Source organism: Yersinia proxima (assembly GCF_902170785.1).
Classification (GTDB): Bacteria; Pseudomonadota; Gammaproteobacteria; order Enterobacterales; family Enterobacteriaceae; genus Yersinia; species Yersinia proxima.
The window spans coordinates 223,253-248,897 of the sequence record NZ_CABHYG010000014.1; the positions used below are offsets into that span (position 1 = coordinate 223,253).

The window sequence follows — 25,645 nt, forward strand, 5'->3', positions numbered from 1 at the left end:
TCTGGCCTGATCTTTAGCTGACCTTAGCGCATGGTGACAAATTCTTCGGCGGCAGTCGGGTGGATGGCAACTGTGTTGTCGAAATCTTTCTTGGTTGCGCCCATCTTCACGGCGACAGCGAACCCTTGTAGGATTTCATCCATACCAAAACCGATGCCGTGAATACCGACAATCTTCTCTTCCGGCCCTGCGCATACCAGTTTCATCCGGCATGGCTGGCGGTGCTGAGTCACGGCGCTGTACATCGCGGTGAAGGACGATTTGTAGACTTTCACTTGCTCGTCGCCAAACTTCTCGCGCGCTTGCGGTTCAGTCAGGCCAATAGTCCCGATTGGTGGGTGGCTGAATACCACGGTTGGGATATTGCTGTAATCCAAATGCTCGTCCGGCTTGTTATTAAACAGGCGTTCAGACAGACGGCGACCCGCCGCAACCGCCACCGGCGTCAGCTCAACGGCACCGGTATTATCACCAACAGCGTAGATACCTTTGACGTTAGTATTCTGGAATTTATCGACCTCGATATAGCCTTTTTCATTGGTTTTGACACCGCTGGCGGCCAGATTCAGGTTATCGGTTGCAGGTGTACGGCCGATTGCCCAAATCAGATGGTCGACAGTCACTTCTGTGCCGTTTTCCAATTGCAGTGTCAGGCTGCCATCGGCATTTTTGATAACTGCTTTCGGTACTGCCTCGGTATGCAGTTTCGGCCCTTCGGTGTTCATCACTTCCAACAGGGTTTCAACAATCAGCGGATCAAAGGTACGCAGCGGCGCATGTTTGCGTACAAACAGATGCGTTTCTGTACCTAACCCATTGAGTACCCCCGCGATTTCTACCGCAATATAGCCGGCACCCACTACGGCAACCCGTTTTGGCATCTCATCCAATTCGAAGAAACCATCGGAATCAATCCCGTATTCCGCCCCTGGAATATCTGGATGACTTGGGCGACCGCCGGTGGCGATCAGGATATGGTCGGCGGTTATCTTCTCACCGTTCACTTCCACGGTATGCGCATCAACAAAACGCGCAAAACCCTTAATAACATCCACTTTGTTATTGCTTAAACCACGGTCATAAGACTGATGGATACGATCGATGTAAGCAGTACGATTGGCAATCAGCGTTTTCCAATCGAAATGATTCACTGTGGTGTCGAAACCGTAATCCGGGCCATACAGTTTAATGGCTTCTGCAATTTGTGCCGCATGCCACATCACTTTTTTTGGTACACAACCGACGTTGACACAGGTGCCACCGAGCTCTTTAGCTTCGATCAGCGCGCATTTCTTGCCATACATTGCAGCCCGGTTGATCGATGCGATCCCACCACTGCCACCGCCAATTGCCAGATAGTCGTAATGTTTGGTCATCAGTGTCGTTTCCAAGTCGTTTAAAAAATTGCCTATGAGTTTAACGCCTGCTAATACTTTGTCGCAAAGATTGCATCAATTACTCTGATAGGCAGCTTATTCCGGCACTACCCATTTCACCAGTGTATGACCATGGCCGGATGGCACCAGAGCTTTGTGCAGCCACGGCAGTAGCGTGTTCATTTGCTGCTCCAGCTTCCACGGTGGGTTAATCACAATCATGCCAGACGCGGTCATACCGTGTTGGTCACTGTCAGGGCGAACGGCCAATTCAATTTGCAAGATACGGCGGATGCCAGTGGCTTCCAAATCCCGTAATAGACGTTTGACTTGCTGGCGTAAAACCACCGGATACCATAATGCATAGGTGCCCGTTGCAAAACGTTTATAACCTTCCTGAATACCTTTCACCACATCCTGATAATCAGTTTTCATTTCATACGGTGGGTCGATAAGAATCAAACCGCGGCGTGATGGTGGCGGTAACTGTGATTTAAGCTGCTGATAACCATCGGCTCGCTGGACTTTGGCGCGTTCGTCTTTGGCAAATTCATTGCGCAGCAGCGGATAATCGCTAGGGTGCAGTTCGGTCAGATGGATTTTGTCGTATTCACGTAGTAAATGGCGGGCAATCAGCGGTGAACCGGGGTAATAACGCAACTTCTCACTGCGATTAAAATAATTGATTGCACTCATATACGGGGCTAAATCAGCGGGTAAGTCATCGCGTTGCCACAGTTGGCCGATACCTTCAAGGTATTCACCCGTGCGTTCAGCATGTTCGCCACTTAACTGATAGCGGCCAGCACCGGCGTGAGTATCCAGATAAAGGAAGGGTTTTTCTTTCTCTTTCAAAGACTCAATAATCAGGCTTTGAACGGTATGTTTCAGAACGTCGGCATGGTTGCCAGCGTGAAAACTATGGCGGTAACTTAACATTTTATTTTAACCAATTGATATATCTGTACATTGCGGCTGTGTTTCTTGCGGCCTTTCTTTGTAGATGCGACAAAACATCGTCGTCAGTCACCGCAGCCAACACATTATGGCAACTAGTATAAACTGTCTGGTGGATAAAAAGTGAAAAGCATTAATTGGTGATAAAAATCTCATCGTTACGCAATGGAAAGGTTGAGGCTGTTGATTGGCCAATTTAAGCCGTCAGCCATTGATTTTCATACTGACAGACCTCATCTTAATTATTAATACATAATTTATTCTCTGTTGCCGGGCACTGTCTGGCGCTGAAATTCAAAAAACAATCAGGACTTCCTTATGACAAATCCGCTGTTGACCCCGTTCTCCCTGCCGCCATTTTCTGCTATTCGCCCTGAAGATATCGTGCCTGCGGTGAAATCCGCATTGGATGAATGCCGTCAAGCGGTGGAGCGGGTGGTCGCCCAGCCAGGGCCTTTCACCTGGGATAACTTGTGTCAGCCGCTGGCCGAATCCGATGATCGCTTATCACGCATTTGGTCGCCAGTCGGGCATTTGAATTCAGTTAAAAACAGCCCGGAATTGCGTGCGGCTTATGAACAAAGTTTGCCACTGCTATCTGAATACGGCACTTGGGTCGGTCAGCATAAAGGTTTGTATCAGGCCTATGTCAGCTTGAAAGAAGGGCCGGGGTTTGATGCCTTGACGGCTCCACAGCGTAAAGCGGTAGAAAACGCGCTGCGTGATTTCCAGTTATCCGGTATTGGTCTGGAGCCGGAACAACAAAAACGTTATGGCGAAATTGTGGCCCGCTTATCTGAGTTGGGGTCGACTTACAGCAATAATGTGCTTGATGCCACTATGGGTTGGAGCAAGTTGATTACCGATGTTGAGCAACTGAAAGGTTTGCCAGAAAGTGCATTAGCCGCCGCTAAAGCCATGGCCGAAGCCAAAGAGCAAGAGGGCTGGTTGCTGACTCTGGATATGCCGAGTTACTTGCCGGTGCTGACTTATGCCGATAACGCTGAATTGCGCGAAGAGATGTATCGCGCCTTTGCCACTCGCGCTTCTGATCAAGGGCCGAATGCGGGCAAATGGGATAACAGCGAAATCATGGCCGAAATCCTGACATTGCGCCATGAATTGGCTCAATTACTGGGCTTTAGTAGTTATGCCGATAAATCACTGGCGACCAAGATGGCAGAAAGCCCACAACAGGTGCTGGGCTTCTTGAATGATTTGGCAAAACGCGCGCGACCACAAGCAGAAGAAGAGCTGGCGCAGTTACGTGCTTTTGCTGAAAAACATTATGGTGTCAGCGAGTTAGCCGCATGGGACATCACCTATTACTCCGAAAAACAAAAGCAGCACTTGTTCTCTATCAGCGACGAGCAATTGCGCCCTTACTTCCCGGAACAGCGGGTGGTTGAAGGGCTGTTTGAAGTGGTTAAACGCATTTATGGCATTACTGCTAAAGAACGCCATGATGTTGATACCTGGCATCCAGATGTGCGTTTCTTCGAGCTATATGATGCCAGCGGTGAACTGCGCGGTAGCTTCTATCTGGACTTATATGCTCGTGAACACAAGCGCGGCGGTGCCTGGATGGACGATTGCGTCGGCAGCTTGCGTTTAGCGAATGGCCAATTACAAAAACCTGTCGCTTACCTAACCTGTAACTTTAACGGGCCAGTGGGCGGCAAACCGGCGCTGTTTACTCATAACGAAGTAACCACGCTGTTCCATGAGTTCGGCCACGGTTTACATCATATGTTGACCCAAATTGATACTGCCGGTGTCTCGGGTATCAACGGCGTACCGTGGGATGCGGTCGAATTGCCAAGCCAGTTTATGGAAAATTGGTGCTGGGAACCGGAAGCACTGGCGTTTATCTCCGGTCATTACGAAACCCATGAGCCACTGCCACAAGAGATGCTGGATAAACTGCTGGCGGCGAAAAACTATCAGGCAGCACTGTTTATCCTGCGCCAATTGGAGTTCGGCCTGTTCGATTTCCGGATGCATTATGAGTTCGATCCGCTGACCGGCGCACAGATCCTGCCGATCTTATATGAAGTGAAAAAACAGGTCGCGGTAGTACCATCGCCAACTTGGGGCCGTTTCCCACATGCCTTTAGCCATATCTTTGCCGGTGGCTATGCCGCGGGTTATTACAGTTACTTGTGGGCGGAAGTGCTCTCGGCTGATGCTTTCTCGCGCTTTGAAGAAGAGGGTATTTTCAATGCCGCAACAGGGCAGTCGTTCCTCGATAATATTCTGTCTCGTGGCGGTTCTGAGGAGCCAATGACTCTGTTCAAGCGCTTCCGTGGCCGTGAGCCGCAGTTGGATGCTATGCTGCGCCATTACGGTATTAAGGGCTAGAATGTGTCACAGGTAAGTATTTGTTTATTGTCTGAAGCAGGCGCCGATCCCGGCGCCTTGTCTATTCTGGCTGAACGCTGGGGTTTGGTGTCTGACGAGCAATCTATTATGGCGCTGGTATTAACACCTGAGCGCCTTGAACTGCGTAAGCGGGATGAGCCAAAACTCGGCGGCATTTATGTTGATTTTGTTGCTGGCACGCTGGCCCATCGTCGTAAATTTGGTGGCGGGCGCGGTGAGGCAGTGGCTAAAGCTGTCGGTATCAAAAAAGGGTATCTGCCGCGCGTGGTCGATGCGACCGCAGGCCTTGGGCGAGATGCTTTTGTACTGGCGGCACTGGGTTGTCATGTGCAGATGCTGGAGCGCAATCCAGTGGTTGCTGCATTGCTGGATGATGGTTTGCGCCGTGGTTATCAGGACGGCGAAATTGGCCCGTGGTTACGCGAGCGGTTAACGCTATTACATGCTTCCAGTTTAACCGCGCTGGCGGAAATTGAACCTCGGCCCGAAGTGGTGTATCTCGATCCGATGTACCCACACCGGCAAAAAAGTGCGTTGGTTAAAAAGGAAATGCGGGTGTTCCAGTCATTGGTCGGAGCTGACGAAGACGCTGATGGTTTACTGGCACCGGCGCGCGCATTGGCAACCAAACGGGTGGTGGTTAAGCGCCCGGATTATGCCGAACCACTGGCAGGTGTTACAGCTCAGGCCGCAGTGACGACTAAAAGTCATCGTTTTGATTTATATTTGCCTTAGCAATGCTGATTTAATCATAGGCTGCCGAAGTGATGTTGGCAGCCTGAGTTTAATATGACTTGGTCGTTATGCCGCAAATTGCGGGCTGACAATAAAGTTATTTAATGAAAGTTGATGTTTACCGGTGAGTTTTATCATCATGTCGGTTTCATGCACCTTATTATCAAAATCAATCATCAAATATGTAATATCTCTTATTTCATCATATTTTTGCATTATTTCTGTTTGGCCACTAAAGCTGTATCTATCAACTAAAGCCACATTATCATTAGTATATATAAGTGGTGATAGATCAATTTTATCTTTATGCGATTTAAAGTCGTGTAGGGTATCGGCAGCAATCGTCATCGACTCTCTCGTACTCCGATAACAAAAAATATTACTGCCATTTTTCCCCCAAAATTGATCGGCTCCATATCCGCCCGTCAGGATATTATCTACATCATTACCGATGATTTGATCATCGCCACGACCACCAACTGCATTTTCAATAGTTGCTCCATAGGCAATAGAGATATTCCCGGTTAATCCTCCCACGTTTGAGAAACTGCCCGCCACAAGATTGATGACCAGATCCTGGGTTTGATCAGAAAAATTAAAAGTATCAATCCCACCTGCGTCCCATATACAGAGTATCGGCGTGCGATTGGAGTAGGTGTAAATATCGTTACCTACGCGGGTGTTCATATTGGCACCATAAAGATATTGGAGTGCAGCGATATCGTAGAGTTGTGGTGTGGATACATGATACCCACCATAGTTGGCACCTGAATACTGCTCAGAGAGATAGCTCATGACGCTTTCTCGTTGTGTCAGCCTAACTGTGTCATGAGTGTGTTTCAAACCAACAGCATGTAAAAGTTCATGAGCGATAACGTGACCGCCATAATTTAAGTGAGTGGGAGTACGGTTCTCTGAGATATCGGCATTAATACACACAGGACTGAGGTTTCTTGTGCCAGGAATGTATGCATAACCTGCCACTTTGATAGGTTTATCTGGATGGATATTGACGATGGGGATATTAGCTTGAGTTCTTTCATCCTCAACAAATCTTATATTTGCCACGGCCGATATATTTTTTAGCGTGGTTTTTACTTGGGATATTTGTGACGGATTAACAGATGATATTGGGATTTCACTATTGAGTTTATAATGATGATATTCCTTTGGAATATTTTGAGTAAATGAAAAAGTCACCGTGGTAATGTTGTTACTATCTTTTATTTCCCATCTCCCAGGATAAATTATTCTCGCGTAATCTATATTTCCCAAGTTGTTAGTTGTGTTTTTTATTTCTTCCATGAATATCCAATCCTGTAATTGTTGAAATTTATATGATTTTACATCTATTAATGTGTAGGGATATTACTGATGAGGCTATTATTTTAAATAAGCGAAATCTTAAAGAGAAATTTTAATATGAATGGATTAATGCATATGAATGTGAGTTGTGAATATGATTGTATATAAATAGCCCATACTCTTCTCGAGCTTATCTCAAAGAATATGGGCGTTTTATTATTTACAGCACGCCTTGAGCCAGCATAGCATCGGCTACTTTGACAAAGGCGGCAATATTAGCGCCATGAACATAGTGAGTTTGCTTACCTTCTCCGCCATATTCGACACAAGATTGGTGAATATCCAGCATGATGTGATGCAAGCGGACATCAACTTTCTCTGACTTCCAGCTCAGGCGAGCCGCATTCTGTGCCATTTCCAGGCCAGAGGTTGCAACGCCACCGGCATTGGCGGCTTTACCTGGTGCAAACAGCACACCGGCATCGAGGAAAGCATCGGTTGCCTGAATAGTCGTTGGCATATTAGCGCCTTCGGCAACGGCTTTAACCCCATTGGCAATGAGCTGACGGGCGGCAGGTAAGTCCAGCTCGTTTTGTGTTGCACAAGGCAGGGCAATATCAACCGGCACATTCCACGGTTGTTGGTCGGCTAAATAAACCAGATTACGTTCGCGCGCATAATCTTCGATGCGGCCATAACGTTTGTTTTTAATCTCTGCCAAATGGGCCAGTTTTTCCGGTGTGAAACCGGCTTCATCAACCACAGTACCGCCTGAATCAGAAGCAGTAATAACCTTGGCACCCAGTTCCATGGCTTTTTCGATAGTGTATTGGGCTACGTTACCGGCACCGGAAACAGAAACTTTTCTGCCTTCAAAACCTAAACCGTGGCGTTTTAGCATGGCGTCGGTGAAATAAACCAGACCATAGCCGGTGGCTTCCGGGCGAATCAGACTGCCACCGAAGGAAAGTCCTTTACCGGTGAAAACACAGGCGGTGTTATTGGACAGTTTCTTCATCATGCCGGACATAAAGGCCACTTCACGGCCGCCAACCCCAATATCACCTGCAGGAACATCAGTATCCGGGCCAAGATGACGGTAAAGCTCAGTCATCAACGCCTGGCAAAAACGCATAACTTCAGCCTGACTTTTCCCTTTCGGATTAAAATCAGAACCGCCTTTACCCCCGCCCATTGGCAGTGTTGTCAGGGCATTTTTAAAGGTTTGTTCAAAACCCAGGAACTTAAGGATGGATAAGTTTACTGATGGATGGAAGCGCATCCCGCCCTTATAGGGGCCAATCGCGGAGTTAAACTGAACACGCCATGCGCGGTTAACCTGGACTTTACCTTGATCGTCAGTCCAGGCAACGCGAAATTGGATGACGCGTTCTGGTTCAACTAAACGTTCCAATAGGCTCTGTTCACGGTAATGGGGGTTTTGCTCCAGAAAGGGCCAAAGTGACGTGAAAACTTCACGTACGGCTTGGAGATATTCTGGTTGGTTGGCATCACGTTGTTGTAAAGATTCTAAAAATGACTCCAGAGAGGTTAAAGCATTCATCACTAATAATTCCTTGTACCAATTAAGACTCTCCTGACAGATTTTTGCGGCCTATTATTATTATCCAAAATAGTGAGGAGACGATGTTGTGCATCCCCGACTATATCACTGGTTTATATTTAGGCCGCAAGGGATTTTGACAAAAACTTAGCAGGGTTATTAATGTGAGGAGATATAGGGCGGGTGCGGGTCTCCGCATAAAAAACGCCCGCGAAAGGCGGGCGTCAGAGGTGATGATGCTAAGCTAATATGGCTTATGTAGCTTAATCGTCTTCACCATTTTCATCATCGCGCAGTGGTACGATGAGCATATCGACATGTACGGTGTTGATCAGTTGGCGTGCTGAAGACATCAATTTGCTCCAGAAGTCCTGATGATGGCCGCACAATACCAAGTCCATATCGTATTTCTTAATGGCATCAACCAGTACCTGACCCAAATCGCCACTACCACTCAGCGTTTGTTCAATTGGATAGCCTGCATTTTGAGAAAGCTCGGTCAACGCATTGTGTGTTTCTTCAGAAATGCGTTTCTGCATATCGCCAAGATTAACGTCGATCAGGCCGGTATAGAGATCTGAGTAGTTTACATCAACATGGATCAGGGAAACTTTGGCATTGTACGGTCTGGCCATTGAGACCGCTTTTTCCACCAACACCTTGCTTTCCGGAGATAGGTCAACCGCAATCAGAATGTGTTTGTAAGCCATAAGTAAACTCCTTCCATAATGTTAATTAATGGGTAAGCAAACATTCAACCTGTTGAACGGGTGCTAACACGATATCGACATAGTATCATTATGACCCCTAACTGAAGTGTTTCACGGATCACAACACACTGTTTTGATGATGATCACTAAAGTCAGTGTCTGTCTTTTTACACCAAAAACGAACCAAACTCTACCGTGCATGCCCTAATGTGTCGTCGCATTGATTGAATTTAAAGCAGATCATTATCCTAAGTATAGCGCTGTTCCGATAGCATGATGTGGGTAATTTCATATTTGTGATGTAAATATAACCTAAAAATAATGGCCGTTTGATTTATATAAATCAGTTAAGAAAGATTAATATTTAGACAGTGTTTTAGCGAGCAACAAGACTTTTATGGGGAACAAAGTTTGTTATAAGTTAATACTAATCGATACTTAACAGACACCAAATTTGGCTTAATTTAGAGATTATCAGGCTATTTCTCATTTCATTTCCTACACTCTTAAAGGGAGTCCAATACGTTCAGATAGTGTGTCGAGTAAATAACACATCGAACCACAATCAGTGAGCGAACAATAGGGGGTAGTTTTTGAGGCCCTGGGGGTGTTTGTATCGGCTAGAGTGAGCGATGGCGCAAGGGTTCAGGGGAATGGATCTGGTGCGTATGATATCGCTGGGAGGATGATTATGATCAGTACCGTCGCGCTTTTTTGGGCTTTGTGTGTGGTATGTGTGATTAATATGGCACGTTATTATTCATCTTTGCGTGCTTTGTTAGTGGTATTACGTGGTTGCGACCCGTTGCTGTATCAGTATGTTGATGGCGGTGGATTCTTTACCTCCCATGGTCAGCCGAGCAAACAGATTAGATTAGTCGGTTACATCTTTGCTCAACGTTATCTCGATCATCATGACCCGGAATTTATTCGCCGTTGTGAGAGGCTACGTGGGCAGTTTATCCTGACCAGCGCACTATGTGGTTTGGTTGTGGTCAGTCTGGTGGGCTTAATGTTGTGGTATTAGTATGAACTTCTTGCATCGAAACAGGTAAAAAGGCGACCGATAAGGCCGCCTTTTATTTATCTCAAACTCGAGTTTGCTCAATTTGAGTATGGCTAATTCGCTGGATTTAGATAAATTTCAACGCGATCCAGTACAACCCGCCGGAAAGAAGAATTGAGATTGGCAAGGTTAAGACCCACGCCAACATAATGTTCTTCACCGTCTTACTCTGTACGCCACCGCCATCCACCAACATGGTGCCGGCAACAGCTGATGAGAGCACTTGAGTTGTCGATACTGGCATACCGGTATAACTCGCAATACCAATAGAGACCGCCGCAGTCATCTGGGCAGAAACCCCTTGTGCGTAGGTCATGCCTTTCTTACCGATTTTCTCACCGATAGTCACTGCAACACGTTTCCAGCCAACCATTGTCCCTAAAGACAGAGCCAGAGCGACGGCAACGATAATCCAGGTTGGTGCGTATTCCACTGTTTCTAACAAATCTGTGCGCAGATTATTGAGGAAACGGCGGTCTTGAGCACTGGTTTCTGGCAGTTTGGCAACAGCCCCAGCGGTCTCAGCAACACACATCAGCAAGCGACGCATATGGCTACGTTGATCGACCGTCAGGTCGTCATAGCTTTGCAGATTCGCTAACAGTGCCTGTGCATGATCAATCGCTATCATGGCGCGTGAACTATCACAGTGGAACTGTTCTGGGGTGTTTGGCAATGTATCTGGTGTCGGTACTAATGGCTTCAGCGCGACAGCATGAGGCAATGCTTCAACATGCTGCTGATAATATTGTTGCAGATGAGTTACTGCATCGCGGGTGCGCGCAATATCATAGCCTGTTGCATTCATATTCACGACAAAACCAGCCGGAGCCACGCCGATTAATACCAGCATGATCAAGCCAATCCCTTTCTGACCATCGTTAGCGCCATGAGAGAAACTCACACCAATAGCCGATAGGATCAGGGCAGTACGGGTCCAGAATGGCGGTTTACGTTTACCGTCTTTCTTTTCTCGTTCAGCGGGTGTCAGGTGAATACGTTGCTGCTTCTTGGTTCCGTTCCAGTAACGACGTAACAGGAACACCATCAAACCGGCAATAACCAAACCCACAATCGGGGATAAGATTAATGACAGGAAGATTTGAATCATCTTAGGAACGTTCAGTGCATCTACTACAGATGTACTGGTCATTAATGCATTGGTTAAACCAATACCGATGATTGCACCAATCAGCGTATGCGAGCTGGAGGCTGGGATACCGAAATACCAGGTGCCCAAATTCCAGATGATCGCCGCCAGTAGCATAGAGAAGACCATCGCCAACCCATGTGCCGAACTGACATTTAACAGCAGATCAGTAGGCAGTAAGTGAACAATGGCATAAGCCACGCTCAAACCACCCAGCATCACGCCGAGGAAGTTAAACACCCCTGCCATCACGACAGCCACCTGTGAACGCATGGCGCGGGTATATATTACGGTTGCAACCGCATTGGCTGTGTCATGAAAACCATTGATGGCTTCGTAAAACAGCACAAACAACAAAGCAAGAACTAACATTAGGCCGGTATGGAAATCCAGGCCAGCGAAAAGATGTAGCATAAGCGTTACGCCAGTTTGTGGACATGAACGCGGCGCATTATCAGTGACAATGGGGGGTGGGGAAAAGGAAAATATGACCTTTTTTTGACATGACCGCAGATGAGTTCGTCATTTTTAACAACATATGCATGTTATATCAGCAGGTTACTTAGTTTTACTCTATGAGACATTTTCTTACTATAGCTTCCTGAGAGTGGGCGACTTACAATCTCCCGCCGCTAATTTGTCGGTTGAATGAACAAATAGCATGCGACTTGGCGAAAAAATGGACACTTTTGCAGTGATGATGATTTTACTCAGTGAGGCCCAGTGTGGAACAGTTTGATGTGGTAGTGATAGGCGCAGGTGCTGCGGGCCTGTTTTGTGCGGCTCAAGCCGGGCAAGCAGGGTGCCGGGTACTCTTGGTAGATAATGGCAAAAAAGCTGGGCGTAAGATCCTGATGTCCGGTGGTGGCCGCTGTAACTTTACCAATATGTTTGTCGAACCCGCAGCTTACCTCTCACAAAACCCTCATTTCTGTAAATCTGCTTTAGCACGTTACACCCAATGGGATTTCATTGACCTGGTGAATCGCTATAACATCGCCTGGCATGAAAAAACGCTAGGGCAACTGTTTTGCGATGATTCAGCCCAACAAGTGGTTGAGCTTTTACTGAAAGAGTGCGAATTGGGGCAAGTCACGATTCGATTACGTAGCGATGTGCTGTCAGTAGAAAAAACTGAGACGGGTTTCGCGTTGCAGGTTAATGATTTTAAAGTGAGCGCTCACTCACTTGTAGTGGCTTCAGGTGGATTGTCTATGCCCGGATTGGGAGCCTCTCCCTTCGGCTATAAGTTGGCAGAACGGTTTGGTTTGAAAGTATTACCGACCCGCGCAGCACTGGTTCCTTTCACGTTGCATAAGCCTTTGTTAGATCATCTGCAAACACTCTCAGGTGTTTCAGTCCCAGCGGTGGTGACGGCAGAGAATGGTGTCAGTTTCCGTGAGAGTATTTTATTTACCCATCGTGGTCTTTCTGGCCCGGCAATTTTACAACTTTCAAGCTACTGGCAGGCTGGCGAGTATGTGAGCATTAACTTACTTCCTGATGCTGATTTAGACGCATTTCTGAACAATGAGCGGCAAGTCCACCCTAATCAGACGTTGAAGAACACGCTGGCTCAACTGTTACCTAAGCGGTTGGTGGAATGTCTACAGACGCTGGAACAACTGCCGGATGTCACCTTGAAGCAGCTAAATGTGCCGCAGCAGGCTGCGTTGGTGGCAAACCTACAAGAGTGGCGAGTGCAACCTAATGGAACAGAAGGTTATCGCACCGCTGAGGTCACGATTGGTGGCGTCGATACCCAAGAGCTCTCCTCTAAAACAATGGAAGCTCATAAAGTGCCTGGGTTGTACTTTATTGGTGAGGTGGTTGATGTCACTGGCTGGTTAGGGGGCTATAACTTCCAATGGGCCTGGAGTTCTGCCTGGGCCTGTGCACAGGCACTGGCGGCGAAGCAAAAATAAAGTTTGTCGTGCTTCTGTGCTCGTAGATAATCCTGCTCTATATTTTGAGTGGAGTAATTGTTTTGTGCACCTCATTCTTTATTCATAGCGCGCCGGGTTTATAGAGCCGATGTGAAAGCAGTAGTGTAAAACCAGACATGGCAATATAAATACCGGCATAAACCAGATCGAAAGAAACCAGATAACTGATAATCAGAGGTGTCAGTCCTCCAACAATAGTGGATGACATATTGTAACCCATACTGAGAGTGGTGGTCTGGCCCTCGGCAATGTCAGCTAAAACAGATGAAATATTGCAGGAGATCATTGCGGTATTTATCGTAATGATAAGTTGGGCAAGTAAAACTAACGAGGTAACATCACTGCGTAATATAAAATATAATGGAATATAGAATATAATTAATCCTGTAATTCCGAGATTAAACACCTTGCGCGATGAACTGTATTTATCGGTCAACCAGCCACAAATTAGCATAAAAAACAAAATTGAACAGGACGAGAGTATGGCATACACACTCTTAAAATTACCGATTTGTAAATTTTCCCTGATAAGGGATGTTGACATATTTTGTGCGTAAAATACGACGGAGCCTGGTACTGCTATAAGGAATATTTGGAAAGATTTGTTCCAATTAACACCATGATAATATGCCGTTACTGCTTTCTGCGACGGTAATCTCGCCCTGAACCAGAAACTTACCGCAATATTGACGGCCCCTAACAATAGGGGAATACGCCATCCCACTGTTTGCATAGTTATAGGATCAAGCAACTTTTCAAGCAAGAGAACAATCACCAATGAGGCGATCACCCCCGCCACTGCGCTGCCTACAATGAGAGAGGATATCCTGGCGCGCTCGTTCCGGGCGGCATCATTAAACAAATATGTTGCCAGCGAGGGATACTCACCCGCGTAGCTAAAGGAAAGTGCCATTTGCAGAAACAAAAGAGCAAAGGGGGTGTATGAACCTAAAAGATGGATAGGTAATAATGCCATGCTGAGTGTGGCAAGACCCGTAACAAGGCTGGTGAGAATGAGGGCAGATTTGCGGCCGACTTTATCTGCGTACCGGCCAATAATGTATCCTCCTATGGGGCGGACGATAAATCGCAGGGCAAATATACCCCACACCATTTGTGTTGCCTGCTCATAACCCTGGCGCTCCAATTCCGCTGTCAGATAGGTTGAGATGGCCGCAAAAACGGCAATGTCATAATATTCAAGAGCATTACCAGCAACAGCACCGAGTCTGAATCTCCATTTCATCTGTTATGTCCTTTTTTATTCTCGATATTAAATAATATTTTTTGTTTGTATTTTCAATATTCTCCTCAAGGGAAGTTAATTTGAGTATCTAAACAAGCTAAAGTAATGCCATTTTCCTTTAACACATTAAATAGTCCCCCCAGAGAATGATGCTGACAATTCAATTTTTCTTTTATCCTTTGGATTCGTTTATGTTCAGATGTTAATGAACAGCCTTGAATTGCACATATTTCCTTAACTTTGCGATGGGAAAGTAATAATCGAATCGTGATTATTTCTTTTTGTGTGAATTTGAGATCCCCAAACCGCATATAAGGATGTATGTTTAATAACTCATCTGAGGAATGAATAACTTTTTTTCTATTCATTGGTAGAGTTATATTTTCTCGTAACGGTAATACGATATCCTGATGTTTACACCATTCACGATGTGCGTAATCAGCAATGACAGGTTTCCATTTATAGATGGTTACCATATCGGCAAACGATAGTCTATTGATGGAGTTTACGGTGATAATTTCAAATACACTATTATGTTGGGTGCAAATGTCTACCTTGGAACCTTTTTTATGGCTTTTCTTTAATGCTTCTGAAAACTTATAGGAATAGTTATTCCAATGTTGAACGCCCGGTGTAAGGCGTTCACTCGTGTTCAAATCTAAATTCTCATCAAAATAGATAAGATGCCATTCATAGTTACTTGGCATAGCAAAGATACTTTTATTTAAAGTATCTACTCTGGCATAATTAACATCCATACTATTCCAGTCAAAGTAATTAAAGAAAGTTTTTTTTAATTTCAAAAATTGTTTTTTCCATTAAGTTATTTTTAACATCCATAATAACCTCCTGACATTGCGATTGGAATTTTACGTTAGCATGCCTGTCTGTACTCTACAACTGCTCAAATTAAAATGATAATTTTATAGATATATATTTTACTCTGCCACTCATTTACTTTAAAACACTACGAAACGTAATCTATCAAGTTTTAATAGGGATTAGGTTGGTTAATATATTAACTTAATAATAAATTATACATGAGGAATTAATATGAAAAATGACTGGCACCCAGCAGATATTATGGCCGCAGTAAAAAAGAAGGGGTCATCACTCTCTGCGCTATCACGTCGCGCAGGATTAAGCTCATCGACGTTGAGTAATACCATTATACGTAAATGGCCAAAAGGAGAAAAAATCATTTCTGATTTTTTAGGTGTAGAAGCTGCTGTGATATGGCCTTCTCGTTACCAACATAAGCATAAAGAACTATAGATTGATGCTGTTTAGACGGCCAGTAGAATGGCAAAAAAATTCAACTGGCTGTCACCATATTTAAGTGCTGCTTATTTTACGAAAGCGTCAGCATCCTTTGGATAGTTAACATAACGGCGTTCTCTGTATTTCTACCTGTGATAAAATTTGCGGCAGATTTAGTTTCTTCAAAAGCATTACGCATGGCGAAACTGAAGGTCGCTCTTTCCATTAATTCAATATCATTCAGTCCATCACCAAATACCATAGTCTCGTCCTTATTAACATTTAATAAATTCTGTAGGATTTCGACTGTATGCCCTTTATGCACGCCGACATCAGCAATATCAATCCAGGCATCTTCAGAAACAACAATATAGGCTTTATCAAAGAACTCCTGTAGATGAGGTTTAAAATCAGGGCAGCGACCCTTTTCATCATAAATAGATATTTTGACAAAATCATGATTCACTTGATAAAAATCATCGACTCTTGTCACTTTGGCATATGACTTTTTAATTTTACCTTCCATTTCTTTAGAAACAGAACTCTTAATAAAAGCCCCCTCTGATGTACAAGCAATGAGCACGGGCTCTTTATTAATAGCTTCGAGTTTGGTAATGATATTCAACCCAAGTTTATTTTTAATCAGAGACTGATAAACATATTCGCCTTTATATTTAATTCTGGTGGCACTATCACCCAGAATCCAGAATTGTTCAGCATCTCCCTTGAAAAGCTCCTCTACACGTTCGCATTGTTTACCGGTACATATCGCAAAATGGACGCCTTTCTGCGCCATGATTTTTTTGACGTCCTGAAACATTTCTCGATTGTAATCCCCCTTCTCATCAAGAAAAGTACCATCCAGATCGGTAATTATTAATTTTATCATTGTAGGATACTCATTTTTTTAAAGTACCAATAAAGATTACAAAACATTATATTATTGTCACGCGAAAATATGTTTCTTTTTTGTAATATGTACCATAGATAAAACAATATGTTTTTTATAATGTGGAAATTAATAAAACTAGCCTTTCTGTTATTTATCTTTGCGTTTCTTTGTGGGGCTCTGTGTTCCGGCCAGGTGTGGCATAGCCTGGCGCATAATATCAAGAAATGCCCGCAATCTGGCTGGGTAATAGCTGGCGTGCGGGTAAACTAAATAGATCGGTAGCGGTAATCCATGCCAATCGGGTGTCAGATGAGCTAACCTCCCTTGTTTGATATCATCATTTACTACCCATGTTGACGCGATCCCTACACCTAATCCTATCAGCGCGGCGTTTCGTAATGCATACAGGCTGTCGGTACTTAATTGCGGCTGTATAGAGAAACGGTGTATTTCCCCATTTGTTTTATGGCTCAGAACAACTTCATTACGGTAAAACGTATTCAATGCCAACCAGTGAAAATCCTGCAATTGCTCGGGGTGTGTGGGCAGCGGCTTATCGCCTAACAATTCAGGTGCGGCAACCACAATACGTGGCACTTCGGCCAGCAGGATAGCGACAACAGAGGGGTCTGTTACTGAGCCAACTTGAATAGCGCAATCAATACCTTCAGCAATAAAGTCAGGGCGGCGATCATTTAGCATCCATTCAACAGACATTTTCGGGTATTGGTGCAGGAAGTCTTTGAGTGGCTTGATTAATTGGTCTTGCCCGAAAGCATGTGGCACCAGAACGCGCAGTAGTCCTCTGGGTTCATCAGTCGCACCACGTAGGTCATCTTCCATGGTATTCCAGCTCTCAACAAGCTGCCTGGCATGGGAATAGCAACGTTCGCCATCATCTGTCAACTTCATGATATGCGTGGTTCGCTGCAGTAATTTCAGGCCAAGCAACCGCTCTAATGTCTGCAAACGGCGGCTGATAGTCGGCTGGCTAGTACCCAGACGTGCTGCGGCCGCAGACAAACTGCCTGCTTCGACAATACGAATAAATGTTTGCATTAACTCTATACGGTCAATGCCAGCTAAATTAGATTCTGTCATACGTTAAGCGTATAACAGTTTTACTCTCCAGGCGACTACCAAGATAGGTCTGCACACGTAAAAATGCAGCCTCAATATCATTACAGGTAGCCATCATGTCAGTCATTCAAACCGCATCAACTCACACTGAAAGTGCTGAGAAAACCCTTTCCGGCAGCAAAGTTCTGATGTTGGCAACTGGCGCAGGCCTTAGCGTCGCATCAATTTATTATAGCCAGCCGCTGTTGGGCGTTATGGGTTCTGATTTACACGCCAGCGTAGGAGCGGTTGGATTAGTACCGACGCTGACACAGATTGGTTATGCTTTGGGGATATTGTTGCTTGCCCCATTGGGCGATCGCCATGACCGCCGAATTATTATCTTATTAAAGGGCATTCTGCTGACGGCTGCTTTGCTATTCAGTGGTTTTGTTCCTGGTATAAATGCATTGCTGGTAACCAGTTTTGTTATCGGGATTGCCGCAACAATGGCACAGGATATTGTCCCAGCGTCTGCATCATTAGTCTCAGCAGCACAGCGGGGGAAAACGGTCGGTACTGTTATGACAGGCTTACTACTGGGCATTTTACTGTCACGGGTGTTGAGTGGCTTTGTTGCCGAGTATTTTGGTTGGCGGTCGCTTTATATGGGAGCCGCACTATCGGTCATTATAATAACGCTGGTGATATGGCGCAGTTTACCGCGCGTACCGGCAACCTCAGCATTGAGTTATCCGGCGTTACTCGCCTCAATGAGCCATTTATGGTCGCAGTTTAAAGATTTACGTCGGGCGGCATTATCGCAAGGGCTACTGTCTGTAGGGTTTAGTGCTTTCTGGTCAACCCTGGCGGTAATGTTGCAGGATACTTATCACCTTGGCAGTGCTGTAGCGGGAGCGTTTGGCCTTGCCGGTGCCGCAGGTGCATTAGCTGCGCCATTAGCCGGTTCATTGGCTGACCGCCGGGGGCCGCAAGTGGTTACGTTGATTGGTGCAAGCCTGGCGACCCTATCCTTTGCTGCTCTGTTCCTTTTGCCACTGCTGCCATTTCACTTCCAGATAGGACTTATTGTGCTCAGCGCCATTGGGTTTGATTTTGGTGTGCAGGCCACACTGGTAGCCCATCAAACCATTATTTATAGTCTGGAACCTGCGGCCCGCAGTCGGCTTAATGCACTGTTATTTACCTGTGTATTTATCGGGATGGCTGTTGGCTCCGCCTTAGGTAGTTTGATGTTGGAAAGAATGGGATGGACTGGCGTAGTCGCCTTAATCACTCTGGCAGGCGCCGCTAGCCTGGCTGTGCGCTGGGGAGGGCTTCGAGCCAAATGAGAGAGTACTAACCTATTGGCATAGTGCCAGCTCCTGCTGCGATAGAAATACATGAGAGATCGCTTCGGGATATTGGTCAAAATAGAAATATTTATTTCATTTAAATAAAACGACGAAACAATTATGTTTCTAATAAACTCAAATATTCGGTGGGTAAAATTCATTTAACTCTCATTAATCTGGTTGATTTTTTTAACATTAACAACTTATTTGTGGCGAGGTAATAAGAGTTTTTAGCTTAATAAGCGCATTGCGTGGGCTATCTGGCTTTTTTGGTCATGACCTTTTTTCCTTGCAGGAACTTGCGATACATCGCACAAAACAAAATTTCCAAACAAAGTTATTTGAAACTTTTTTTCCAATAGCATAGAGTCTGCATATCGGCTGGTTTTTCGCCTGTCTGGCGGCTGGTCGCCTTGTTGGCTATTTTGGTCCCACAGCAAGATAGCCCTTATTGATTGAGCGTATGGTTCGTTATGAGTTGTCTGGTTTAAGCCACTTTGAGCGAACCCTGCGATAGCAGCTATTGAGAAGAGGGTGAGACATGAAAATCGTGAGTAACTTTATCGGTGGGAAGAATTCCCTGAGTTCCAGCAATCAAACTGCCGATATTCATAATCCAGCCACCGGTAAGGTTGAAAGCCAGGTCACGCAAAGTACAGCTGAAGAAGTTCATCATGCTATTGGCGTAGCTCATCAGGCCTTTGCCGATTGGTCGCGAACCACCCCTCTGCGTCGCGCTCGCATTATGTTCAACTTTAAAAGCCTGATTGAACAACACCGCGATGAATTGGCGGAGTTGATTGTTCGTGAGCATGGCAAGGTATATTCGGATGCTTTGGGCGAAATTACGCGCGGTCTGGAAGTGGTCGAGTTCGCCTGTGGTATCCCACACTTATTGAAAGGCGAATATTCCGCAGACGTGGGGACTGGGGTTGATAGCTTTTCAATGATGCAGCCTTTGGGGGTTGTTGCCGGGATAACACCTTTTAACTTCCCTGCGATGGTTCCCATGTGGATGTTCCCTATTGCATTGACGTGTGGCAATACCTTTATTCTGAAACCGCCGGCACTAGATCCTTCTGCATCAGTTCGTCTCGCTGAGTTGCTGACGGAAGCGGGCTTACCTGATGGCGTATTCAATGTTATTCACTGTTCAAATGAAAGTGCTGCCCAACTCTGTACAGATCCACGAATTCAAGCCGTAAGTTTTGTCGGCTCTTCTACTGTGGCCGAACATATTTACACCACGGCCAGTGCGCACGGTAAACGTGTACAAGCCTTTGGTGCCGCGAAAAATCAGGCGATCATCATGCCTGATGCTGATTTGGATGCGACTGTAAATGCATTAATGGGCGGTGCCTTTGGATCAGCCGGTGAGCGTTGTATGGCGCTGCCTATTGCGGTCGTGGTGGGTGACAGTACTGCAGATAAATTAATTGAAAAGTTAAAACCACTCATTGCTCGCCTGCGTGTCGGCCCAGGCATACAGCAAGGTGGAGAAGAAAATGAAATGGGGCCCCTAATTTCAGCAGCTCATCAGAAGAAGGTACTTGGCTATATTGATCAAGGTGTTAAAGAAGGTGCGACATTAGTCACAGATGGCCGTCATTATAAAGTTGCGGGTTATGAGCAAGGATACTATGTAGGTGGCACACTGTTTGATCATGTCACCCCAGATATGAAGATTTACCAGGAAGAAATCTTTGGCCCAGTGTTAGGGATTGTCAGAGTACCTGATTATCAAACGGCAATTAATACGGTGAATAGTCATGAGTTCGGCAATGGGAGCGCGATTTTCACCAGTAGCGGTCACTATGCAAGGCAGTTTGTGCATGAAGTTCAGGCGGGGATGGTTGGCGTCAATGTGCCTGTTCCAGTACCAATGGCGTTTCACAGTTTTGGTGGTTGGAAGCGTTCCGTGTTCGGTGCATTAAATGTGCATGGCACTGATGGGGTGCGTTTCTACACCCGCATGAAAACAACCACAGCCCGTTGGCCAACAGGTCAGCAAACGGTTTCAGAATACAGTATGCCAACGCTGGGTTAATGCTACCTGAGGGTGTTCGTTAGAATAATTTCATGTTGTTAACAGGAGAGTCATCATGTCGTCACTGCTTGCCAAATGTCAGTCGCCAGATGCGAATGGGCGTATTCAGCATATTTCACCGGAGAACGCCGGCTGGCGTTTTGTTGGGTTTGATGTCTATCGCCTTACGGCAGGAAAGGTATTGATGCTGGATAGTGCTGACAATGAACTCTGTCTGGTACTCGTCGCGGGTATTGCTTCGGTATCAACACAGCGTGCTGAATACCCACATATTGGCAAACGCATGAGCCCGTTCGAACGAACACCACCTTATTCTGTTTATGTTCCACACCATGATTGTGCGAAAGTCGTGGCAGAGACCGATTTGGAATTGGCGGTCTGCCGTGCTCCTGGTCATGGACATTTACCGTCTCGTCTGATTACGCCAGCAGATGTGGGGGTAGAGCGGCGAGGTAAGGGGCGTAACCAGCGGTTAGTACATAACATCTTACCTGACGATAAACCCGCAGACGGTTTGCTGGTGGTTGAGGTTTATACCGATGAGGGAAATACCAGTTCATACCCAAGTCATAAACATGATCAGGAAAATTCGGCAGATGAAACCTATCTGGAAGAAACTTACTATCACCGGTTAAATCCAGAGCAAGGCTTTTGCATGCAGCGGGTATATACCGACGACCGTTCACTGGATGAATGTATGCCGGTTTATAACCGAGATGTCGTAAAAGTGCCAAAAGGTTACCACCCCGTGGCGACATTGGCGGGCTATGACAACTACTATTTGAATGTTATGGCGGGGCCAGTGCGGTTATGGAAATTTACCTGGGAAAAAGATCATGCATGGATCAACAGTGATCACTATCCGGTGGAAAAACGCTAAGCTGCGATTAAACGTATGAATTAAATGGGTAGGTAGATCCTACTCATCAGACTGCTGACAAACCTCGAGGCCTCGATCTCACAAGGTGAAGACAGGTAGAAGAGTAAAGCGTCCGCGCCAGGGACGGCGCGGCTCGAGCCCCCAGGGAAGGGTTTACGGCGTCTTTACGATCTGCCTGTTTTCACCGATACGAGTACTTTGTCATTAACCTCATGGGTAGGCATAGCCATTTTATTGCTCGCCACAAGCTACATCTGACTTGGAAGCGCCTGAGGAGTTATGCTTTGGCGTTATTCAGTGCTAATGAAACGGCTAAGGTTTGCGCCAGGCACATAGAGGCAACCTGTGAACGGAACCCGTCAACTTGTGCTTCCCGCACCACAAAACAGACATCGCTGAAAGCCGCTAATGGGCTAACCTGACTATCAGTAATCGCAATTTGCTGCGCACCACTTTTGGCACCTAATTCCACCAATTCCAAGGCTTCTTGTGCATAGGGTGAGTAACTGATAGCAATCACTACGTCTTTAGGTTTTACCATGCTTAGTTGTTCAGCGAACATTCCACCAAGCCCGTCAATCAGAAAAGCACGGCGCTCCAAATGGCGTAATGCATAGGTTAGGTAAGAAGCCACGCTAAAAGAACGACGCAAACCAATCACATAGATATTTTCAGCATTGTTCAGTAACTCAACGGCTCTATCCAACTGTTCTGCACTGGTTTGCACTGCCAGTTGTTGCAGAGCTTGCGCATTGACCATCGTAAATACATTCAGTATTTCAGCCGGTTTTTCTGGTGCAGTATTGCCATCGGTTGAGGTTTGACGGAATAACCGCGCGCGTTCGGTATAGTTAACGGTTTCTTCCATCAAATGTTGACGGAATACCTGTTTCATTTCGTTAAAGCCACTGAAACCAAAGGCATTTGCAAACCGGATTAAGGTTGATGGTGGCACACTGGCTTGGGCCGCAATGGAAGCAACTGTATCAAATGCAATGCTGTTACTGTTATCCAGGATATAACGGGCAACTTGTTTTAAGCGTTTGCTTAACGTCTCATAACGATGACGAATCTGGTCTTGTAGCAATGATAGTTGAGTCGGGTTATTCATCCATTCAGCCCACGGCAGAGGAAAATTCAAGGGTTATCTGTCAGGTATTCTAGCAGATGGTTGGAAAATTTCGTTTGTTGATATTCGCTTTTACTTTTATTTCATTGCGAATTAAAACTGTTTACTAAACCATGATAAAGGAAACGGCTATAAGCAAAAGATATTACTTTATTAAGTTTGACAGAAATCAGGATTTTTTCAGACTAATAAGGAATGAACTATGCAGATGGCAGCACAATGGCGCCGATGTGTTCCCACGCCAGCGCCATGAAAGCGGTCTTAACTTCAGATGACTGGACGATAATCTCGCCAATAGCCTATCAGTGTTTGATAATTTTGTTTCACTTGTGCAATCAACTCGGCATCATTTAGCTCACCTTGCAGCCAATGGCGTGATGCCTGGCCGAAGATGGTGCGGCCAACAGCAAAACCTTTAACCCAAGGTGCTTTTGCCGCGGCGGCAAAGCCCGCTTTTAATATAGCTTCTGGGGAATCCAACCCAAGAATCAATACACCTCGGCAATAAGGGTCTTGAGTTTCAATCAATTCACCTACTTTCTGCCAGTTCTCTGCGCTGAGCGGTGGCAGTTTCCACCAATCTGGTTGAATACCTAACGCATAGAAATGTGCCATAGTTTCAATATAATAACGTTCATCTTTGTCTTTGTTGTCTTCAGGTAAAATCACTTCCAACAGCAATTCATGCCCCGATTTACAGCATCCCCGGTAAACATCCAAGATCAGCTCATCCTGCTGCTGGCGTAGCTCCGCACTGTCTTTGGGGTGATAAAATACCAGGCACTTCACGACATGTTCCAGTGGCCAATCAATGAGTTGGGATCCGATATTGCCATATTCAAGGCGTAATGGCCTTGAGCTGGGTAACTCAATGGGGCGGCCTATCCACCATCCTTGGCCAGTAATGGTGTTGAGTGCTTCCTGACCATAAGTGGTATCTGCCAGAATGCCACTCTTATGCTCCAGCCCGGACTCTTGAGCTGCCTGTTGTGCGGCCTGTAGTAATAATGTTTTGAGTTTAGGGATGTGTTCTTCACTCACACCCGCTTCACGCGCCATATCGGCCAATTGTTTGCGGTGATCGAAAGCAAACACGCAAAGCTCCGGCCACTGCTGTTTTCGGGTGGTTACCCGATGCAAATGATTAAGGCGAGTGTCACGATCAGGGCGCGGAACAGAGTGCTCGCGACTGAGGTAATCGTCTAATTCAATTTTGGTTGGCATGGCGGGCGCACAACCATGACGTGAAACAACCAGTGCACCGCAGGCGTTGGCATAACGGCAAGCCTGTTCCCAACTTTCATCATTAAGATAGCCGCGCAGTAAACCAGACATAAAGGCATCGCCGGCCCCCAATACATTGAGAACTTCAACGCGAACACCAGAATGGAGTTTGACCTGTTCCCAACTGGAGGGGATTTCCCCTTCGAATACTGAACAACCTTGTGCTCCGCGCTTGCAGACCAGTGTCGCCTGAGTTGCTTTACGCACATTTCGCAGCGCTACCAGGGTATCTGTACTGCCCCCCGCGATATGAAACTCTTCTTCAGTACCGACAATTAAATTGAAATGGTGCAGAACTTCTTGCAGTTGCTGAGTCACTTTTTCTGACTCAATGAAACGTGTTTCACCGTCGCCAAGTGAGGTCAGGCCCCATAATACTGGGCGGTAATCAATATCCAGGGCAGTTCGTAGCCCATGTTTATGCGCGTATTCCAGCGCTTTCAATACAGCGGCACGTGTATTTGGGTGTGAAAGATGTGTGCCAGTGATAGCCAGTGCCCGCGATGATGCAATATAAGACTCATCGATATCATCTGGCGTCAGGGCCATATCAGCGCAGTTTTCACGGTAAAAAATCAGAGGGAAGGTTTCTTGATCTTTAATACCAAGAATAACCAATGCGGTTAGGCGCTGCTTGTCAGTAATAAGAAAACGGGTATCGGCCCCAACACGTTGTAATTCCTCGCGCAGGAAGCGGCCCATATGTTCATCACCAACACGTGCCAACATACCTGACTTCAAGCCTTGAATCGCTGTGCCATAGGCGACATTACCTGATGAACCGCCCAAATATTTGGCAAATGTACTGGTATCTTCCAGCCGGGAACCAATCTGTTGTCCATAAAAATCGACGGCAATTCGCCCGATACATATGACATCCAGCACTTTGTGTTGTGTACCCATCCCCATTTCCTTCTTTTAAAACCTCGACAATGACCGATGAAATAAACCCGTAGTAATGTTTCTGAAATCAGTATGAGGAATAAATATTTCAATTTCAAGATTAAATGAAATTTACACCCCAATTATGTGACCTGGCTAAAAGCCTTATATCACGCACGAGAATGGGGCTTACACTAAAGGATTGTGCCAGTTATTGATGGTTTTATGAGTAGGAAATAGGAAGTATTGATGAGTGATATTAAGTTAATAATATCAATTCATTAGATTCATTTACTGCTGGTTTGTAATGCCACTATTTCACATGAGTTAATGCGGGTGTGATGGTTTCAGTGTTTACCTGATTATTTGATCTTCATCGCAGAATGAAATGTTTCTTCTGTAATGTGATTTTATGAAAAA

General features: G+C 45.7%; 20 protein-coding genes. 8 read left to right on the forward strand and 12 right to left on the reverse strand.

The window, feature by feature from the left end:
* Nucleotides 1-23: 23 nt before the first annotated feature.
* Nucleotides 24-1,376 (reverse strand): glutathione-disulfide reductase, encoded by a 1,353-nt coding sequence (gene gorA / locus FTB31_RS12710; protein WP_050076661.1) that lies wholly within the window; start codon nucleotides 1,374-1,376, stop codon nucleotides 24-26.
* 96 nt (nucleotides 1,377-1,472) lie between these two features.
* Nucleotides 1,473-2,315, reverse strand: a complete 843-nt coding sequence (locus FTB31_RS12715) for a 23S rRNA (adenine(2030)-N(6))-methyltransferase RlmJ (protein ID WP_050076663.1) — start codon at nucleotides 2,313-2,315, stop codon at nucleotides 1,473-1,475.
* 336 nt (nucleotides 2,316-2,651) lie between these two features.
* On the opposite strand from FTB31_RS12715, the gene prlC reads away from it, so the two are divergent.
* Nucleotides 2,652-4,694 (forward strand): oligopeptidase A, encoded by a 2,043-nt coding sequence (gene prlC, locus FTB31_RS12720; protein WP_077294954.1) that lies wholly within the window; start codon nucleotides 2,652-2,654, stop codon nucleotides 4,692-4,694.
* 3 nt (nucleotides 4,695-4,697) lie between these two features.
* Nucleotides 4,698-5,450: a 16S rRNA (guanine(1516)-N(2))-methyltransferase RsmJ gene (gene rsmJ, locus FTB31_RS12725; RefSeq protein ID WP_227731434.1), complete on the forward strand. Its 753-nt coding sequence runs from the start codon at nucleotides 4,698-4,700 to the stop codon at nucleotides 5,448-5,450.
* Nucleotides 5,451-5,516: 66 nt separating this feature from the next.
* Here the strand turns inward: rsmJ and FTB31_RS12730 are convergent, their stop codons facing one another.
* From FTB31_RS12730 to uspA, 3 genes are all read right to left on the reverse strand, one after another.
* Nucleotides 5,517-6,755, reverse strand: a complete 1,239-nt coding sequence (locus tag FTB31_RS12730) for a M10 family metallopeptidase (protein WP_227731435.1) — start codon at nucleotides 6,753-6,755, stop codon at nucleotides 5,517-5,519.
* Between the two features lie 220 nt (nucleotides 6,756-6,975).
* Nucleotides 6,976-8,319 carry an NADP-specific glutamate dehydrogenase gene (gene gdhA, locus FTB31_RS12735; RefSeq protein ID WP_050076668.1) on the reverse strand — a complete coding sequence of 448 codons (1,344 nt, stop codon included), beginning with the start codon at nucleotides 8,317-8,319 and terminating at the stop codon, nucleotides 6,976-6,978.
* 263 nt (nucleotides 8,320-8,582) lie between these two features.
* Nucleotides 8,583-9,029 (reverse strand): universal stress protein UspA, encoded by a 447-nt coding sequence (gene uspA, locus FTB31_RS12740; RefSeq protein WP_005157389.1) that lies wholly within the window; start codon nucleotides 9,027-9,029, stop codon nucleotides 8,583-8,585.
* A gap of 691 nt (nucleotides 9,030-9,720) precedes the next feature.
* On the opposite strand from uspA, the gene uspB reads away from it, so the two are divergent.
* Entirely contained in the window at nucleotides 9,721-10,056 is a 336-nt protein-coding gene (gene uspB, locus FTB31_RS12745) for a universal stress protein UspB (RefSeq protein WP_005187112.1), read from the forward strand.
* A 106-nt stretch (nucleotides 10,057-10,162) separates the two neighbouring features.
* On the opposite strand, the gene pitA is transcribed toward uspB, so the two are convergent.
* Nucleotides 10,163-11,659, reverse strand: coding sequence for an inorganic phosphate transporter PitA (pitA, locus tag FTB31_RS12750; RefSeq protein WP_050076670.1), 1,497 nt, complete (start codon nucleotides 11,657-11,659; stop codon nucleotides 10,163-10,165).
* A gap of 311 nt (nucleotides 11,660-11,970) precedes the next feature.
* On the opposite strand from pitA, the gene FTB31_RS12755 reads away from it, so the two are divergent.
* On the forward strand, nucleotides 11,971-13,170 hold the full coding sequence (locus FTB31_RS12755) for a BaiN/RdsA family NAD(P)/FAD-dependent oxidoreductase (RefSeq protein WP_227731436.1): 1,200 nt from the start codon (nucleotides 11,971-11,973) through the stop codon (nucleotides 13,168-13,170).
* 82 nt (nucleotides 13,171-13,252) lie between these two features.
* On the opposite strand, the gene FTB31_RS12760 is transcribed toward FTB31_RS12755, so the two are convergent.
* The gene (locus tag FTB31_RS12760; RefSeq protein WP_050076694.1) at nucleotides 13,253-14,437 is read right to left on the reverse strand and encodes an MFS transporter; all 1,185 of its coding nucleotides are present in this window, start codon (nucleotides 14,435-14,437) and stop codon (nucleotides 13,253-13,255) included.
* A 65-nt stretch (nucleotides 14,438-14,502) separates the two neighbouring features.
* On the reverse strand, nucleotides 14,503-15,240 hold the full coding sequence (locus FTB31_RS12765) for a ribonuclease H family protein (protein ID WP_227731437.1): 738 nt from the start codon (nucleotides 15,238-15,240) through the stop codon (nucleotides 14,503-14,505).
* Nucleotides 15,241-15,490: 250 nt separating this feature from the next.
* On the opposite strand from FTB31_RS12765, the gene FTB31_RS12770 reads away from it, so the two are divergent.
* Entirely contained in the window at nucleotides 15,491-15,712 is a 222-nt protein-coding gene (locus FTB31_RS12770; protein WP_077175013.1) for a helix-turn-helix domain-containing protein, read from the forward strand.
* Nucleotides 15,713-15,788: 76 nt separating this feature from the next.
* Here FTB31_RS12770 and FTB31_RS12775 read toward each other — a convergent pair whose 3' ends face one another.
* Together FTB31_RS12775 and FTB31_RS12780 are read right to left on the reverse strand one after the other, a co-directional pair.
* Nucleotides 15,789-16,586, reverse strand: a complete 798-nt coding sequence (locus FTB31_RS12775; RefSeq protein WP_227720205.1) for an HAD-IIB family hydrolase — start codon at nucleotides 16,584-16,586, stop codon at nucleotides 15,789-15,791.
* A 150-nt stretch (nucleotides 16,587-16,736) separates the two neighbouring features.
* Nucleotides 16,737-17,690: a LysR family transcriptional regulator gene (locus FTB31_RS12780; protein WP_050076698.1), complete on the reverse strand. Its 954-nt coding sequence runs from the start codon at nucleotides 17,688-17,690 to the stop codon at nucleotides 16,737-16,739.
* A 95-nt stretch (nucleotides 17,691-17,785) separates the two neighbouring features.
* Here FTB31_RS12780 and FTB31_RS12785 point away from each other — a divergent pair, with 95 nt between their 5' ends.
* The 3 genes from FTB31_RS12785 to iolB all read left to right on the forward strand — a co-directional run bounded on the left by FTB31_RS12785 (nucleotide 17,786) and on the right by iolB (nucleotide 21,930).
* Nucleotides 17,786-19,000 (forward strand): MFS transporter, encoded by a 1,215-nt coding sequence (locus FTB31_RS12785; protein WP_227720203.1) that lies wholly within the window; start codon nucleotides 17,786-17,788, stop codon nucleotides 18,998-19,000.
* A gap of 544 nt (nucleotides 19,001-19,544) precedes the next feature.
* Nucleotides 19,545-21,050 (forward strand): CoA-acylating methylmalonate-semialdehyde dehydrogenase, encoded by a 1,506-nt coding sequence (locus FTB31_RS12790; RefSeq protein ID WP_050076700.1) that lies wholly within the window; start codon nucleotides 19,545-19,547, stop codon nucleotides 21,048-21,050.
* Nucleotides 21,051-21,105: 55 nt separating this feature from the next.
* Entirely contained in the window at nucleotides 21,106-21,930 is an 825-nt protein-coding gene (iolB, locus tag FTB31_RS12795) for a 5-deoxy-glucuronate isomerase (RefSeq protein ID WP_227720201.1), read from the forward strand.
* 277 nt (nucleotides 21,931-22,207) lie between these two features.
* Here iolB and FTB31_RS12800 read toward each other — a convergent pair whose 3' ends face one another.
* Together FTB31_RS12800 and FTB31_RS12805 are read right to left on the reverse strand one after the other, a co-directional pair.
* A complete protein-coding gene (locus tag FTB31_RS12800) occupies nucleotides 22,208-23,041 on the reverse strand; it encodes a MurR/RpiR family transcriptional regulator (RefSeq protein WP_005157438.1) in 834 nt (277 codons plus the stop codon).
* 285 nt (nucleotides 23,042-23,326) lie between these two features.
* On the reverse strand, nucleotides 23,327-25,246 hold the full coding sequence (locus FTB31_RS12805) for a bifunctional 5-dehydro-2-deoxygluconokinase/5-dehydro-2-deoxyphosphogluconate aldolase (RefSeq protein WP_175628080.1): 1,920 nt from the start codon (nucleotides 25,244-25,246) through the stop codon (nucleotides 23,327-23,329).
* Nucleotides 25,247-25,645 lie beyond the last annotated feature (399 nt).

Coding starts and splice junctions, on each gene's coding strand:
- FTB31_RS12715 (WP_050076663.1), bottom strand. CDS start 2,315: ATGTTAAGTTACCGCCATAGTTTTCACGCTGGCAACCATGCCGACGTT.
- prlC (WP_077294954.1), top strand. CDS start 2,652: ATGACAAATCCGCTGTTGACCCCGTTCTCCCTGCCGCCATTTTCTGCT.
- gdhA (WP_050076668.1), bottom strand. CDS start 8,319: ATGAATGCTTTAACCTCTCTGGAGTCATTTTTAGAATCTTTACAACAA.
- FTB31_RS12785 (WP_227720203.1), top strand. CDS start 17,786: ATGTCAGTCATTCAAACCGCATCAACTCACACTGAAAGTGCTGAGAAA.
- FTB31_RS12730 (WP_227731435.1), bottom strand. CDS start 6,755: ATGGAAGAAATAAAAAACACAACTAACAACTTGGGAAATATAGATTAC.
- FTB31_RS12770 (WP_077175013.1), top strand. CDS start 15,491: ATGAAAAATGACTGGCACCCAGCAGATATTATGGCCGCAGTAAAAAAG.
- FTB31_RS12800 (WP_005157438.1), bottom strand. CDS start 23,041: ATGAATAACCCGACTCAACTATCATTGCTACAAGACCAGATTCGTCAT.
- pitA (WP_050076670.1), bottom strand. CDS start 11,659: ATGCTACATCTTTTCGCTGGCCTGGATTTCCATACCGGCCTAATGTTA.
- FTB31_RS12805 (WP_175628080.1), bottom strand. CDS start 25,246: ATGGGTACACAACACAAAGTGCTGGATGTCATATGTATCGGGCGAATT.
- uspA (WP_005157389.1), bottom strand. CDS start 9,029: ATGGCTTACAAACACATTCTGATTGCGGTTGACCTATCTCCGGAAAGC.
- FTB31_RS12760 (WP_050076694.1), bottom strand. CDS start 14,437: ATGAAATGGAGATTCAGACTCGGTGCTGTTGCTGGTAATGCTCTTGAA.
- uspB (WP_005187112.1), top strand. CDS start 9,721: ATGATCAGTACCGTCGCGCTTTTTTGGGCTTTGTGTGTGGTATGTGTG.
- FTB31_RS12780 (WP_050076698.1), bottom strand. CDS start 17,690: ATGACAGAATCTAATTTAGCTGGCATTGACCGTATAGAGTTAATGCAA.
- iolB (WP_227720201.1), top strand. CDS start 21,106: ATGTCGTCACTGCTTGCCAAATGTCAGTCGCCAGATGCGAATGGGCGT.
- gorA (WP_050076661.1), bottom strand. CDS start 1,376: ATGACCAAACATTACGACTATCTGGCAATTGGCGGTGGCAGTGGTGGG.
- FTB31_RS12790 (WP_050076700.1), top strand. CDS start 19,545: ATGAAAATCGTGAGTAACTTTATCGGTGGGAAGAATTCCCTGAGTTCC.
- FTB31_RS12775 (WP_227720205.1), bottom strand. CDS start 16,586: ATGATAAAATTAATAATTACCGATCTGGATGGTACTTTTCTTGATGAG.